We start from the raw sequence: 15,043 nt of genomic DNA on the forward strand, positions 1-15,043 counted from the left end.
CGACCCGGCCATGGCCATGGCCGGGATGGCGGCGCCGGCGCCACGGAGCGGATGCGCGCCGCTCAGGCAGACAGGCGATTCATCTCCGCGTACAGGTCGCTCTTGCCCTCGAAACCGATGCCCGGCAGGTCCGGCATGGTGATGTGGCTGTTCTCCACCCGCACCCCGTCGGGGAAACCGCCGTAGGGCTGGAAGAGGTCGGGGTATGACTCGTTTCCACCCAGGCCCAATCCGGCGGCGATGTTCAGGGACATCTGGTGGCCGCCATGCGGGATGCAGCGGCTGGGCGACCAGCCGTAGCTTTTCAGCATATCCAGCGTGCGCAGGTATTCGACCAGGCCGTAGCTGAGCGCGCAGTCGAACTGCAGCCAGTCGCGGTCGGGACGCATGCCGCCGTAGCGGATCAGGTTGCGCGCATCCTGCATGGAGAACAGGTTTTCGCCGGTGGCCATGGGCTTGTCGTAGTGCTGCGCGAGTTCGGCCTGCAGCTCGTAGTCCAGCGGGTCGCCGGCTTCCTCGTACCAGAACAGGTCGTATTGCGAGAGCGCCTTGGCATAAGCCACGGCCGTCTTCAGATCGAAGCGGCCGTTGGCGTCGACGCACAGCCGCTGGCCGTCCTGCAGCACGTCCAGCACGGCGTCGATGCGGCGCAGGTCGTCGTCCAGCGACGCGCCGCCTATCTTCATCTTGACGACCGAATAACCGCGATCCAGGTAGCCGCGCATTTCGTCCTGCAGGCTTTCCAGTCCCTTGCCGGGGTAGTAGTAGCCGCCGGCGGCGTAGACGAACACCCTGCGTTCGGGCTTGCCGTCGCCGTAGCGCTCCGACAGCAACTGGAACAAGGGCTTGTTGGCGATCTTGGCGACCGCGTCCCACACCGCCATGTCCAGGGTGCCCATGGCAACGGAACGCTCGCCATGGCCGCCCGGCTTCTCGTTGATGAACATGCGGTCCCAGATCTTGTGCGGATCCAAATTCTGGCCGGTGGCATCCAGCAAGGCGTCGGGTTCGGCGGACAGCACGCGCGGGATGAAACGTTCGCGCATCAGCGTGCCCTGACCATAGCGGCCATTGGAATTGAAGCCGTAGCCCACCACGGGCTTGCCGTCGCGCATCACGTCGGTGATGACGGCGACCAGGCTGAGCGTCATTTTGCTGAAATCGATATAGGCATTGCGGATGGGCGAGCTGATGGGCTTGGTCTGCTCGCGGATTTCGACGATGCGCACGGGAGTCTCCTGTCTGTATGCATGGCCCGGCGGGGCATGGGGTCGACTAGAGATTAACGAACTGCCGGAGTTTTTTTATTCACCAACAGGAAGATTATTATTAACTTTTGGCGAAAACCGGATGCTGGATGGAGGGCATGGATGCGCCCCGGCGCCAGGCGCCGGACGCTGCACGCCGGATAACGGCCCGAACGGGAGCGCGCACGCATGAAATCCGACATTGCCTCCGAGCTGATGTTCTTCGTCCTGCTGGCCAAGCACGGCAACCTGTCGGCCACCGCGCGCGAACTCGACATGACGCCGCCGGCCGCCACCAAACGCCTGGCCCAGCTGGAGCAGCGCCTGGGCGTACGCCTGGTGAATCGCACGACGCGGCGCGCCAGCCTGACCAGCGAAGGCGAAACCTATCTGCGCCACGCCAGCCGTATCCTGGCCGACATCCGCGAGATGGAAGACCAGGTCACCAGCAGCCGTGCCGAACCGCGCGGCGTGCTGCGCGTCAACGCCACCCTGGGCTTCGGCCGCACCGTGATCGCCCCGCTCGTGTCCGACTACGCCCGCCTGCACCCCGACGTCGAGGTCCGGCTGGAAGTCACCGACCGCCCCGTGGACCTGGTGGAACAGGGCCTGGACCTGGCGGTGCGCTTCGGTACGCTGCCCGACAGCCGCCTCAGCGCGCGCCGCCTGCAAAGCAACCGCCGCTTCCTATGCGCCTCGCCCGCCTACCTGGCCCGCCATGGTGCGCCGCAGCGCCCCGCCGACCTGGCGGCGCACCGTTGCATCATCCACAGGCAGAATGACGAGGCCTATGGCGTCTGGCGCTTCACACGCAATCGGGAAACCCAGGCGATCAAGGTCGGCGGCACGCTGGCCAGCAACGACGGCGACATCGTGCTGGGCTGGGCGCTGGACGGCCACGGCATCCTGATCCGCTCGGAATGGGACCTGGCCAAATACCTGGAGACAGGCCGCCTGCGCCGGCTGCTGCCGGCCTACACGCTGCCTTCGGCCGACCTGTTCGTGTACTACCCGGCCAGCCGCCATCTGTCCGCCCGGGTGCGGACCTTCATTGATTTTCTGGCGGCGCATTTCCAGGCGCCTGCGGGACGTCCGGCGGCAACGCCTGGCGGTCGTAGGGCAAGGCCTCCGTCAGCCTGAATTCCAGGGCCCAGACCCAGGGATTCACCGCCCAGGCGCGCGCGCCATTGGTTTCGCACCAGGCCACCGCGAATATGGATTTCAAGGGCATGCCCGGCAGGAAGCCGCCGCGCGCGCTCTGGCCTTCGGCACAGCCTTCGGCGACGACGTCGGCCTCGCTGATATCCTGCAGCCGCTGGATGCGCACGCCCACCAGGGTTACCACCCCGAAGGCGGTGCCTGCATCGTCGTACACCCGGATGCTCTGGCCCGGTTCACCGTATGGACACACCATGCGGCGTATCCGTCGGCGCGAAGGCGTCGGCGGCGGCTCTTCCACCGCCATCCACTTGCCGCCCGGGCCGATTTCCCGCAGCCAGCTGACCGTGTTGTCGGGCGGCTGCGGCTTGAGTATCCGACGCGCCTGGACCTTCCTGCCGGCCAGGACATCGTCGATCACGTTGCGATCGAATCTTAGCGGTTGCGCTTTCATCGCTGCGGTCGTGAAATCCCACCTGAGTTAGACGAAGTCGTGCAATTATGCGCCCTGCCATCGTCGCCGAAACCAGCGAGAGGCCTCAAGCCTAACAGAAGACCGGCATGGCCGCCGGAAGACGCGCACGGCCACAGCCGGATACATCGATCATGCGATACGACCTGACCAGCCTGGATTTGTTTATCGCCGTGGCCGAGGACAAGAACCTGACCAAGGCAGCGCAGCGCAAGCATCTGGCCGTATCGGCCATCAGCAAGCGCATCGCCGAACTGGAGACGCAGGCGGGCTCGCCCCTGCTGGTGCGCTATGCGCGCGGTGTGGACCTGACACCGGCGGGGCAATCCCTGCTGCACTACGCGCGCCAGATGCAGCATACGCTTTCCCTGATGGACGAAGAACTGGCGGGCTATGCCGCCGGGGTGAAGGGCCACGTGCGCATCCACGCCATCACGTCCGCCCTGGCGCAATTCCTGCCGGGCGACATCGAACGATTCGCCAACGACTATCCGCAGATCAAGTTCGACATCGAGGAACGCGTGGGCACGGCGGTGGTGCGGGCCGTGGCCGATGGCCATGCCGACCTCGGGATCTTCGCCGAACAGACGCCGGCGCATGGCCTGCAACTATTCCCCTACCGGCAGGACGAACTGGTGGTCGTGGTGCCGGCGACGCACGCCCTGGCGCGCCGCCAGAAGGTGCGTTTCGACACGGTGCTGGATCACGAGTTCGTCGGTCCTCACCTGGATAGTTCGGTGCACGCGCTGTTGACGGCGGAGGCCAAGAAGCGCGGCAAGCCGCTGCGGCCGCGCATACGCATCAGCGGCTTCGATTGCATGTGCAAGCTGGTGGAAGCCCAGCTGGGGATTGCCGTGCTGCCACGGGCGGTGGCCGCGCCCTACCTGCGCGGCGGCAAGTTGCGCGCGCTGACCCTGGCCGAACCGTGGGCCAGGCGCAGCCTGCTGATCGGCGTACGCAGCCTGGAAACGCTGCCGCCCACCGCACGGTCGCTGGTGGGGTATCTGCGCGCATAGCGCCGCGTGTGCAGGGCCCAGCGTTCTTCAACGGGAAACGCTCGCTTGGCGAAGCGTCAATTTTCCTGGCGGCGGACGGGGATTACGATCCGTCCATGAATCGACCCGATCCCGCACTGCTCGACCGCCTTGCCGTCAACGGGCAGGACTATGCCTATGTCGCGCTGCAACGCATCCTGCCGGCGGACCGCCTGCGGGCCCTGCCCTACTCGATCCGCCTGCTGATCGAGAACGTGGCGCGCTGCCAGCCCGAGGCGCTTCCCGCCGTGCTGGCGCGCGCCACAGGCGGCGGCCCGGCCTGCGAAGTGCCCTTCCACCCCAACCGGCTGATGTTCCACGACACGACCTGCCTGCCGGCGCTGGCCGACTTCGCGGGCATGCGCGACGCCGTCGCCGAGCTGGGAGGCGACCCGTCGCGGGTCAATCCGCTGATTCCCGCCGTGCTGACGATCGACCATTCGGTGATCGTGGAACACTACGACGACCCGGACGCGGTTCAGGCCAACCTGGATATCGACTTCCGGCGCAACGGCGAACGCTACCGTTTCATCCGCTGGGCCGAACAGAGCCTGGACAACTTCAAGGTCATCCCGCCGGGCACGGGGATCATCCACCAGATGAATATGGAAGCGCTGGCCGAAGTCGTGTGCGCCGCGCGCACACAGGACGGCCAGGCCCTGCTGCATCCGGACGATATGGTGGCCACCGACAGCCACACGCCGATGATCAACGGCATCGGCGTGCTCGCCTGGGGGATAGGCGGCCTGGAGAGCCAGGCGGCACTGCTGGGCGAGCCGGTCCCCATCGCCTACCCCGAGGTCGTGGGCATACGCCTGACAGGCCGCCTGGCGCAGGGCGTGACGGCCACCGACCTGGCGCTGACCCTGGCCGAACTGCTGCGCGCCCACGGCGTGGTGGGCAAGTTCGTGGAGTTCTGCGGGCCCGGATTGTCGACATTGGGGTGGGCGGCGCGCGCCACCGTGGCGAATATGGCGCCGGAGTATGGCGCCACCGTGATGTTCTTTCCCTTCGATGACGAAGCCATGGATTTCCTGCGTCTTTCCGGCCGGACGGAAGCGCAGCGCGAACGCGTGCGAGCCTATCTGCTGGCGCAGGGGCTGTGGCGGCGCGATGGCGAGCCGGAGCCGCGCTTCGACGCCGTGATCGCGCTGGATCTGGGGGCCGTGCAACGCAGCGTGGCGGGGCCGCACCAGCCCCACGAGCGGCAGGCGCTGGCGCGCGCCGGGGCGTCCTTCGTCGAGCGCATGGGCGTGCAGGCGCCCTCGCCGGCCTCGCAGGGGACAGGCGGACTGGCAGGCGCATCGCCGACCCAGCCTGGGCCGACGGAGCAACCGGCGGGAAAGCCGACGGACGAACCCATGGACGGCGCCGTGCTGGTCGCCGCCATCACCAGCTGTACCAACACCGCCAACCCGCTGCTGATGCTGCAGGCGGGCCTGCTGGCGCGCCGCGCGCGCGAACGTGGACTGCGACGCAAACCGTGGGTGAAGACATCGCTGTCGCCCGGGTCTCGCACGGTGGGCGACTACCTGGCCGAGGCCGGCCTGCTACAAGACCTGGAAGCCCTGGGCTTCGGCCTGGTCGGCTACGGCTGCATGACCTGTATCGGCAACTCCGGCGGCCTGGCGGCGGCCGGGGAAGCCATGGTGGACCGGGGCCTGCGCGGCGTCGCCGTGTTGTCCGGCAACCGCAATTTCGAAGGCCGCGTCAACCCCCGGCTGCCGGCCGGCTACCTGGCCTCGCCCGCGCTGGTCGTGGCCTACGCGATCGCCGGCAACATCCGCGTCGACCTGGAGCAGGACCCCTTGGGCGTCGCCGCGGACGGCCGGCCGGTCTGGCTGCGCGACCTGATGCCCGCCGACGAGGACGTCGCCGCGCTGGCCGAGCGCGTGCTGCGGCCCGAGCTCTTCCGCCAGCGCGCGGCGACCATCTGGGCGGGCACCCCGCAATGGCGGGCGCTGTCGGCGCCGCCCAGCGTGCGCTACCCCTGGGACGCCGGCTCGACCTACCTGCGCCGGCCCCGCTATCTGGAGTCGGTCGCGCCGCAAGCCGCGCCGCTGGCCGCGCTGCGCGATGCGAGAGCGCTGATGGTATTCGGCGACAACGTCACCACCGACCACATCTCGCCGGCCGGCACCATACCGCCGTCCAGCGCGGCCGGACAATGGCTGCTGGCGCGCGGCGAAGCGCGCGAAGACCTGAATCAATATTCCACGCGCCGCAGCAACCATGAGGTCATGCTGCGCGGCGCCTATACCAACAAGGCGGTACGCAACCGGCTCGTGGGCGACCAGGGCGGCGCCGGCGCCTGGGCCTGGGACGCCGACGGGCGCGAGGTCCTGCCGGTCTACGATGCCGCCGCGACCTACGTAGCGCGTGGCATTCCCCTGCTGGTTTTCGCCGGATGGAACTACGGCGCCGGGTCCAGCCGCGACTGGGCGGCCAAGGCGCAGGCGCTGCTGGGCGTGCGCGCCGTGGTGGCGCGCAGCTTCGAACGCATCCACCGCAGCAACCTGATCGGCATGGGTGTGCTGCCACTGACTTTCACCGGCGACGACCACGGCGACATGCTGGCGCTCGATGGCAGCGAACGTTTCGATCTCCTGGGCCTGGACGACCTGAAGGTGGGCGACAACCTGCTGACGCTGCGCATCCGGCGCGCGGGCGATGCGGCGCCGCGCGAACTGCGGGTCTCCCTGCGGCTCGATGCCGAACAGGAAATCCGCTACCTGACGCATGGCGGCGTGCTGCCCTACGTGGTGCGCAAGATGGCCTTCACGGAGCCGCGCGCATGAGAGCCAGCGTCTACGTGGGGTGCCGGACTTCCCGGGAGCGCAATGCGCGCGGACACGGCATCACGGCCTGGCATCGCGATCCCGTCACCGGCGCGCTGAGCCTGGAGCAGGAAGTCGTGGACCTGGTCAACCCTTCCTATCTGGCGCTGGGCCCCCTGCCGGCAACGGGAAGCGGCCGCGTGCTGTACGCGGTGCACGGCGACGCCAGCGAGATCAGCGCCTTCCGCGTCGATCCGGACACCGGGCGCCTGGCTTTCCTGAACCGCCAGGGCACGGAAGGTCGCAACCCCGTGCACCTGGCGATCGCACCGCGCGGCACGCACATCGTCGTATCGAACCATGCGACCGGCACGCTGGCGGTGCTCCCGTTGGCAGGCGACGGCACGCTGCTGCCGGTCAGCCAGCTGGTCTCGCTGCCGGGCGAGCCCGGCCCGCACCGCATCGAGCAGAAGCACGCGAAGCCGCACTTCAACCCTTTCGTGCCGGGCGGCGACGGGCTGATCGTGCCGGACAAAGGACTGGACCGGATTTTCGCCTTCCGTCTCATCGATGGCAGGCTGACGCCAGCCGCGGCGCCCTGCGTCGTGGCGCGCGAAGGCGCCGGACCGCGCCATATCGCCTTCCATCCGACCGCGCCCTGGGCTTATGTGGTGAACGAGCTGGACTCCACCGTCACGGCCTATCGCCATGACGCGGGCACAGGCGGCCTGGCGCCGTTCCAGATACTGTCCACGCTGCCGGACAGCTACACCGGCAACAGCCGCGCCGCGGCGATCGTGGTCGACGCAACGGGCCGTCATCTCTACGCATCGAATCGCGGCGACGACAGCATTGCCCTGTTCGCCATCGACGCCGCCAGCGGCCGCCTGCGCTACCTGCGCGCCTGGGCCACCGGCGGCCGCACGCCGCGCTTCTTCACCCTGGACCCCGCGGGCCGCTACCTGTACGCGGCCAACGAGGACAGCGACACCATCGTGGCCTTCCATGTCGATCCCGGCACCGGCGAACTCGCCGACGCCGGCGTGGTCGCGGCCACGGGCAGCCCGGTCTGCATGGTGTTCGGCGATTGACCGTCCCGGCCGTCGGGCGGAATCGGGCGGCTCGCCCGGATCCGCCGATCGAGCCGCAATGAAACAGAAAACATGAGGAGACCGATGATGAAATCCCTGATCCCACGCCTGCGCGCCGCGCTAGGCATCGCCGCGCTGCTGGCCATCCCCTGCGCCGCCAACGCGGCGGATACCTATCCCACCATGCCGATCCGCCTGATCGTTCCGTACACCGCCGGCGGCGGCGTCGACCTGATCGCGCGGCTGATGGCGGAGCGGCTGCACGACACGCTGGGGCAATCCATCATCGTCGAGAACAAGCCAGGCGCCAGTGGCATGATCGGGGCGAACTACGTTTCCAAGGCCAAGCCCGACGGCTACACCATCCTGCTGTCCGCGGCAGGCGAAATCGTGGTGAACCCGTCGCTGTACAAGGAAAAAATGATGTTCAACCCGGAGCGCGAGCTGGCTTCGGTGACGCTGGTCGCGCGGATTCCCAATGTGCTGGTGGTGAACCCGTCGGTTCCGGTCAAGACGCCCGCCGAGCTGGTGGCCTACGCCAAATCGCAACCCGGCAGGCTGACGTTTTCTTCCAGCGGGATCGGCAACCTGCAGCACGTTTCCGGCGAACTGCTGGACCGCATGGCGGGCGTCGACATCCGCCACATTCCGTACAAGGGCGCGGCGCAGCAGATCGCCGACGTGGTCGCCCAGCACGTGACGATGACCTTCACCAGCGTGGCGGCCGCGATGCCCTTCATCAAGAGCGGGCAGGTGCGTCCCATCGCGGTCACGTCATCGCATCGCCTGGAAGCCCTTCCGGATGTGCCTGCCCTGTCGGAAACGCCCCAGCTCGCCGGCTACGAGGTCGTCAACTGGTTCGGCCTGTTCGCGCCGGGCGGAACGCCGACGCCCATCCTCGACAAGCTGAACACGGCGGCCCTGCAAGCCATGAAGGATCCCCGGCTGCTGCAGGCCCTGAAGGACCAGGGCGCCGAACCCGCGCCGTCGTCGCGCGGCGAATTCGACGCCTTCCGCCGCGCCGAGACCGCCAAGTTCGCCAAGGTCATCAAGGAAACCAACATCACGCTGCAGGAGTAAGGAGGCCCACCACGGACGCCCCGGCCGTGTGAATGGCCAGCCCACGCACGACGCGATCAGACCGTCAGGCGCGTGGACGTGCAGGCTCCCGCCTCGGCGGCCGCGAAGTGAGGCAGCAATACCGCGGGACGGAAGTGCGCCGCCATCTTTATGAATTCGAGCGCGGCGCTGGACACACGCAGGCTGGCCGAGCGAATGAAGCACGTCTCGGCCGGCCGGCCACTGCCATCGATGCGATGCGTGGCGACCATGCCATCCCTGACATATGGCCGCACACCTCCTGCCGGCAGCAAGGCGACACCCAGCCCCGCGCCTATGCTGTTCATGATCGCATCGAGCGAGTACAACTCCATCGTGCGGCGCGGCGGGGCGCCTTCCCGATGGAGCAATTCCGCAAGTTGCGGCCGATAGGCGCAGCCGCTGGGAAACACGATCATCCGCAGCGAGCGGGTGTCCAGGACTTCCTGCAGCGAACGTACTGAAGGCGGGCTCACCAGCACCAGCTCATCCATGAACATCGGCTCAGAGACCAGCCCGGGAACGCAGATCGGTCCCGCCACGAATGCACCGTCCAGCTTGTGCGAACACACGTCCTCGATCAGGCGCCCGGTGGTCGACGTCGTGACGGACAGATCGACGTCGGGCCAGGTCTGGGCGTACCGGGATATCAATCGCGGCAGCCTCTGCGACGCTGTCAGGGCGCCCGCGCCTATGGTCAGGGGACCTGACGGCGCGCCGGTGTCCGCGGTGGCCTGTTTGGCCTGATCCATCAACTCGATGACCTGGAGCGCATAGGGCTGCAGGCGCTTGCCCGCAGCCGTCAGGACCACGCCCCTGGAATGCCGCTCGAACAGCGGCGTCCCCAGTTCCTCTTCAAGCCGCCGCATTCGAGCGGTCACGTTGGACTGGACGGTGTTCAGCTCCGCCGACGCGCGTCCTATGCCGCCCGTGCGCGCCACCATATTGAAGATCTTCAGGTCCCAGAGATTCATGTCGGCCACCCGGCAAGCCCATGTTGATCAGATTTTTGACCAGGGCGCGGGATTTAACAACTGACTTTCCTGCAGTTGGATGTACGCGCCGGCTGCCGTCAACTTCTTGTATGCCTGCCAGTCGGGGTCCGCCTCCATGGCCGCGCGACGCGCCTGGCGATCGGCGAAGTCCTCGTATTTCCACAGATGGACCACCTGGTTGACAGTGCCTATCTCGGAAATGAAGTACCCCACGGGTTCCCCCACGTGCTTCCGTTGCGCTGGAAATCCTCTTTCCTGGTACAGGCTGAGATATTCCTTCAGCTTGCCGGGGACGATGGTGTAGCGCCTCAATTCGATCAACATCTGGACAGCTCCTTGTCTGGAAACGGTTACTTCCGATGGTCTTTACGGTCGAGCAGCCAGCGCGACACGCCGGCAATGTCAGGCTCGACACCCAGTCCCGCGCCTTGGGGCAAGGGGAACCTGCCGTCGCGGACCCGGGGAAAAGGAAGCGCAAGGGGCTCCCGCAGCGGATTCTCCATGACGTCATGCTCGAGTATTCCGTCCCCGCCCACGGCGGACAGCAGATGGGCCGATGCGGACAACCCAATGCCGCTACCCAGCCAGTGCGGGCAATACGTCAAGCCATTGGCCACGGCCTGGCGGGCGACCGCGAAGCAGCCGGTGATGCCGCCCCACTTGAGCACGTCGGGCTGCACCACCTTATGGCTGCGCTGCGCGATCAGCCGCGAGAAATCCGCGAATCCGGCAACGTTTTCTCCCCCCGCGATGGGTGAAGAGGAAAGCATCGCCAATTCCGCCCAGTCTTCCGCCGGACTGTCGGCGGGAATCGGCTCCTCGATCCAGCCGAGCTCGCGTTCCGCCATCCTGGGTACCGCGATCCGTGCCTCCGGCATGTCCCAGCCCTGGTTGGCATCGACCATCAGGCGCTCGTCTCGAGCCAACTCCTTGTTGATTGCGTCCAGGACCGCGAGGTCCCGCGCCAGCCCGAACGCCACTTTGACCTTGAAGGCATTGAATCCGGCCGCGCGCGCCCTGTCGATGGTCTCCAGCGCGGAATCGGGATTGAGCCCGCTCGCATAGGCGGGCACGGTTTCGGGGACATCGCCCGGTACGAGCAAGGCCCTCAAGGGAAGCTTGGCTTTTCGTCCCGCCATATCCCAGAGCGCAAGATCGAGCCCGGCCAGGCAGGCTGCTATCGGGCCGTACTCTCCGCTCTGTATCGCCCAGCGGCGGGTCTTCGCGCTCAATGCATGCCATACGGCTTTCGGGTCATGGCATTCGACGCCCAGGGCCACCGGCGCGATGACCGTCTCGACCAGGCGGGCCTTGTTGTCGGCGGAGAACGGCGGGAAATTGCACCAGATCTCGCCCCAGCCATGCGCACCGTCGGAATCCTCCACGCGCAACAAAAGGACCGACCTGCGCGGGATCGAACCGAAGGATGTCTTGACCGGCTCATGGACTTCGGCGCGGTAAAGGAAGGTCTCGATTCGAGTAAGTGTCGCAGCCATGACGCTCCCGCATATTGAATGACTTGGCGGCATCTTAGCGTCGGGAAAATGCCGAGGGGAGCGATTCTTTCAGATGTCTTCGATCACGAATGCAGATACTCCGGGGATTCACATTTCCAGATCGATTCCATCTTGGAAAACTGCTACCGCCGCCCTTCACGCGACCATATTATTCATCGGCGGTCCGATGGGCACATGCCTGGGGGCACGGAAGCAGATGGGCCGTATTCGCCAATCACAAAGGTGGCTCAATTGACCAGGAAACCTCTCGGTGGCGGACTCATCCGCCGTTTCTACGCTCGCCACGCCGCCCGCCATGCGGCGGCCTTCGGCGTCGTTATGCTATCGGCCATGGTGCCCCTCCATGCGGAGGCGGCGGACTTTCCCACCAGGCCCATCACGGTGGTCGTGCCGTATACCGCCGGGGGCGCGCCCGACGTCTTCGCGCGCACGTTGACCGAGGCAGTCGGAAAGGCGCTCGGGCAACCCATCATCATCGACAACAAGACCGGTGCAGGCGGCAATATCGGCGCGCAATACGTGCAGCGCGCGAACCCCGACGGCTACACCCTGCTGCTGTGCGCATTCGGTTGCGCGGTCGCGCCGGCCTTGTACAAACCCGCGCCGTACGACATCGTCAAGGACTACGCACCCGTCACCCTGCTGGGCACCGTGCCCAGCGTGCTGGTGGTGAATCCGAACGTGCCCGCGAAGAATCTCGCCGAACTCATTGCCTACGCGAAAGCCAACCCCGGCAAGTTGAACGCGGGATCGGCCGGCGTCGGCACTTCGCCGCATTTGGCGATCGAGCTGCTTCGGGCGAAGACCGGCGCCGAGGTCGCGCATATTCCCTACAAGGGCGTGGCGTCGGTCGCCCAGGACCTGCTCGCGGGCCAGATCGACATGCTCTTCGACAACCTGCCTTCGTCCTTGGCGAATATCCGCGCGGGCAAGCTTCGGGCACTGGCGGTTGCCAGTGAACGACGCTCCCCATCGATTCCCGGCGTACCGACTTTTGCCGAAGCGGGCGTTCCGGGCTTTTACGTCACGCCGTGGTTCGGCCTCATGGCGCCGGCCAAGACGCCCCCGGCCATCCTGGACAAGCTCAATGCCGCCTTCGTACAGGCCCTGACGGACCCGGAGGTCAAGGCCAGGACCATGCAGCAAGGTATCGATCTGACACCCAGCACACGCGCCGGGATGGCCGCCTTCGTGATGAACGAACGGGACAAGTGGAGCCAGATCATCAAGGCGAATGGCATACGCGCCGACTAGGCAGCGAACCGTGCCTGGGCTTTGCCTGGGAGCAGCGACAGGCCGGGCTTAACGCGCCGGCCTCACCACGTCCGCCTTGCCGCGCCGCTCGGACCAGTAATTCAGCAGCGCGCACAACAGCAACAGCGCGCTCGTCACGAAGAAGACATGCGGCAGGCCCATGTGGACGCCGATCGCGCCGCCCAGCAATGGGCCTATGACCTGGCCGGAAAACTGGGCGGATTGAAGATAGCCCAGGGCCGATCCCGAGTCGCCTTCGTTGACGGACTGGCGTATGAGCTTGGCCACCGAAGGAAGCAAGCCGGCGAGTGTCGCGCCCATGATTCCCCGCAGCACGGCCAGTTGCCACCACTCTTTGACGAATGCCTGGGGTACCAGGACCAATGAAGTCGCGACCAGGCAGGCGATGATGACCGGGCGGCTGCCGACGCGATCCGCCATCGCGCCCAGTCGCGGCGCGGCGAGTATGCTGCCGAGCGCGGAACAGGCCATGATGATGCCGGCCGACTGCGCCAGCTTGTCGTGATGCACGCCCAGCTCGCCCACGTAGATCGTGATGATGGGCTCGATCGACATGTTCGACAGCAGGACCATCATCGCGGTGGTCAGCAACGTCCATATGTACAGGTTGTTGATGGAGCGAGGACTGCCCGCTGCGCGCGTTGCGGTCGACGATCGGTGGCTTTGCACGTCGAAGTCTTCGCGTATGAGGAATATCGTCGCCAGCGCGGCCACGGCGATGATGCCGCCACCGACGAAGAACGTGCCGCGGATGCCGACGAGACCCGGCAGGAAACCGCCCACCAGCGGGCCCACCAGGCTGCCCGCCAACGCGCCCGTGGACAGGACACCCAGCGCCCATCCCGCCCGCTGCCGCGGCGCCTGGGTGCCGATCATCACCGTCGAGGCGGAAGCGTAGCCGCCGACCAGGCCCGCAAGCAGCCGCAGCACCACGAGATCCGTAATGCCACGCGCCAGGCCGATCAGCGACATGACGATCGCCATGCCCACCGCCGCGCGTATCAGCATGGGCTTGCGGCCATACCTGTCGGCCAGCCTGCCCCACACCGGCGCCGTGATGGCGGTTCCGAAGAACGTCGCGCCGAAGGCGATGGCCGACCAGCGCATGACGTCATCCGCGGACTTCGCGCCCAACTGCTGCACATACAAGGGCAGGAAGGGCAGCAGCATGCTCAAGCTGACCAGCGTGGTGAACGATCCGAAGACGCATACCACCAGGTTTCTCTTCCAATACGGCGCGTTGCGTTCGGCATAGTTCATGGGTGGAATGCTACCCAGAACCCAATATCTGGAGAAACGAAATATAGTGATCCGTGTTATCTGCCTTTTAGATAACTACCGGCTGGACGCGACCCCGGAAGCGCCTATCCATACGCGCGCAGCCATTCCTCCAGCTTGCGCAGCCAGATCGCGTCGACGCGCTTCGCATTGCCATCCGAATGGCCCGCCGCATGCGGCGTGGCGATGACGTTGGGCATATGCCAGAGCGGCGAGCCGGCATCCAGCGGCTCGTGCTCGTAGACGTCCAGGTAGGCTCCGCCCAGCCGCCCCGCGCGCAGGGCCTCGATCAGGTCGGCTTCCACGACGACCTCACCGCGCGCCACGTTGATCAGGTGCGCGCCTTCGGGCAGCGCCGCCAGCGCCCGGCCATCGACCAGCCCGCGCGTGCGCTCGCTCAAGGGACAGGCCAGGATCAGCCAGTCGGCGCGCGGCAACAGCTTGCCGATGTCCTCGAACGCCACGGTTTCCGTCTCCGCGTCCACCGGTTCGGCGCTGCTCCGCACCACCGCGATCTTCAGGCCCAGCAGTTTCAGCACGGCGCCCAGGCGCTGGCCTATGCTGCCCCAGCCGACGATCACCGCGGTCTGGCCCGCCAGGTCACGCGGGATCTTCAGCTCGGTGGCCTTCAGCCAGCGACCCTGCCGCTGCGCATCCAGCAGCACGTGCATGCGCCGGTTCAAGGCCAGCAAGCCGGCCAGCGCCGTCTGCATCACCGGTTCCGAGTTCGCGCCCGCCGATGCGCTGACTTCCACGCCGCGCGCCTTCAGTTCGGGAAAGATCGGCCGGTCCAGCCCCGCCGAATGCACATGCACCCAGCGCAGCCCCGGCGACGCCCGCAGCGATTCGTAGAAGGCCTGCAGGGACTCCATCAGCACGTGCTTGGTCGAGGCGCCCGTCACCTCGCGCGAGATGTATGCGAGATCCACGTCGTCGTACGCGTGGCCCAGCGTGGGCTCGGCGATGCGCAATTCGTACGGACGGCCATTCATCACCTTCGCGATGGGCTCGCGCAGGCGTTCGGCGGTATCGCGGGAAAGCAGTATACGTATCGTCATGATGACTAGTGTTATGGCACCTATCGTTACCAGGAAGCGCACC

Annotated in this window: 13 protein-coding genes; 6 read left to right on the forward strand and 7 right to left on the reverse strand. The window is 66.7% G+C overall.

Going from position 1 to position 15,043, the window contains the following annotated elements; genetic code table 11:
• Positions 1-62: 62 nt before the first annotated feature.
• Positions 63-1,229 carry a mandelate racemase/muconate lactonizing enzyme family protein gene (locus CAL12_RS22865; protein ID WP_086066713.1) on the reverse strand — a complete coding sequence of 389 codons (1,167 nt, stop codon included), beginning with the start codon at positions 1,227-1,229 and terminating at the stop codon, positions 63-65.
• A 207-nt stretch (positions 1,230-1,436) separates the two neighbouring features.
• On the opposite strand from CAL12_RS22865, the gene CAL12_RS22870 reads away from it, so the two are divergent.
• Positions 1,437-2,387, forward strand: a complete 951-nt coding sequence (locus CAL12_RS22870; RefSeq protein WP_086066714.1) for a LysR family transcriptional regulator — start codon at positions 1,437-1,439, stop codon at positions 2,385-2,387.
• On the opposite strand, the gene CAL12_RS22875 is transcribed toward CAL12_RS22870, so the two are convergent.
• Positions 2,296-2,859, reverse strand: a complete 564-nt coding sequence (locus CAL12_RS22875; protein WP_232464605.1) for an ASCH domain-containing protein — start codon at positions 2,857-2,859, stop codon at positions 2,296-2,298. The genes CAL12_RS22870 and CAL12_RS22875 overlap by 92 nt on opposite strands.
• A gap of 152 nt (positions 2,860-3,011) precedes the next feature.
• Here CAL12_RS22875 and CAL12_RS22880 point away from each other — a divergent pair, with 152 nt between their 5' ends.
• From CAL12_RS22880 to CAL12_RS22895, 4 genes are all read left to right on the forward strand, one after another.
• Positions 3,012-3,893 (forward strand): LysR substrate-binding domain-containing protein, encoded by an 882-nt coding sequence (locus CAL12_RS22880; RefSeq protein WP_086066715.1) that lies wholly within the window; start codon positions 3,012-3,014, stop codon positions 3,891-3,893.
• Positions 3,894-3,988: 95 nt separating this feature from the next.
• Positions 3,989-6,709: an aconitate hydratase AcnA gene (gene acnA, locus CAL12_RS22885; RefSeq protein WP_086066716.1), complete on the forward strand. Its 2,721-nt coding sequence runs from the start codon at positions 3,989-3,991 to the stop codon at positions 6,707-6,709.
• Positions 6,706-7,779, forward strand: a complete 1,074-nt coding sequence (locus tag CAL12_RS22890; RefSeq protein ID WP_086066717.1) for a lactonase family protein — start codon at positions 6,706-6,708, stop codon at positions 7,777-7,779. Before acnA ends, CAL12_RS22890 begins: the two co-directional genes overlap by 4 nt.
• Positions 7,780-7,863: 84 nt before the next feature.
• Entirely contained in the window at positions 7,864-8,859 is a 996-nt protein-coding gene (locus CAL12_RS22895) for a Bug family tripartite tricarboxylate transporter substrate binding protein (RefSeq protein ID WP_232464606.1), read from the forward strand.
• Positions 8,860-8,915: 56 nt separating this feature from the next.
• On the opposite strand, the gene CAL12_RS22900 is transcribed toward CAL12_RS22895, so the two are convergent.
• Genes CAL12_RS22900 through CAL12_RS22910 form a run of 3 tightly spaced genes read right to left on the reverse strand, consistent with a single transcriptional unit; the run spans position 8,916 to position 11,368 of the window.
• Positions 8,916-9,851, reverse strand: coding sequence for a LysR family transcriptional regulator (locus CAL12_RS22900; protein ID WP_157793093.1), 936 nt, complete (start codon positions 9,849-9,851; stop codon positions 8,916-8,918).
• Positions 9,852-9,878: 27 nt separating this feature from the next.
• Positions 9,879-10,196 carry an NIPSNAP family protein gene (locus CAL12_RS22905; protein WP_086066719.1) on the reverse strand — a complete coding sequence of 106 codons (318 nt, stop codon included), beginning with the start codon at positions 10,194-10,196 and terminating at the stop codon, positions 9,879-9,881.
• Between the two features lie 26 nt (positions 10,197-10,222).
• A complete protein-coding gene (locus CAL12_RS22910) occupies positions 10,223-11,368 on the reverse strand; it encodes a mandelate racemase/muconate lactonizing enzyme family protein (protein ID WP_086066720.1) in 1,146 nt (381 codons plus the stop codon).
• 351 nt (positions 11,369-11,719) lie between these two features.
• Here CAL12_RS22910 and CAL12_RS22915 point away from each other — a divergent pair, with 351 nt between their 5' ends.
• A complete protein-coding gene (locus tag CAL12_RS22915) occupies positions 11,720-12,643 on the forward strand; it encodes a Bug family tripartite tricarboxylate transporter substrate binding protein (RefSeq protein ID WP_232464607.1) in 924 nt (307 codons plus the stop codon).
• A gap of 48 nt (positions 12,644-12,691) precedes the next feature.
• On the opposite strand, the gene CAL12_RS22920 is transcribed toward CAL12_RS22915, so the two are convergent.
• Positions 12,692-13,924: an MFS transporter gene (locus CAL12_RS22920; RefSeq protein ID WP_086066722.1), complete on the reverse strand. Its 1,233-nt coding sequence runs from the start codon at positions 13,922-13,924 to the stop codon at positions 12,692-12,694.
• A 104-nt stretch (positions 13,925-14,028) separates the two neighbouring features.
• The gene (locus CAL12_RS22925) at positions 14,029-15,000 is read right to left on the reverse strand and encodes a D-2-hydroxyacid dehydrogenase (protein ID WP_086066723.1); all 972 of its coding nucleotides are present in this window, start codon (positions 14,998-15,000) and stop codon (positions 14,029-14,031) included.
• Between the last annotated feature and the right edge of the window lie 43 nt (positions 15,001-15,043).

Source organism: Bordetella genomosp. 8 (genome assembly GCF_002119685.1).
Lineage (GTDB): Bacteria > Pseudomonadota > Gammaproteobacteria > Burkholderiales > Burkholderiaceae_B > Bordetella_C.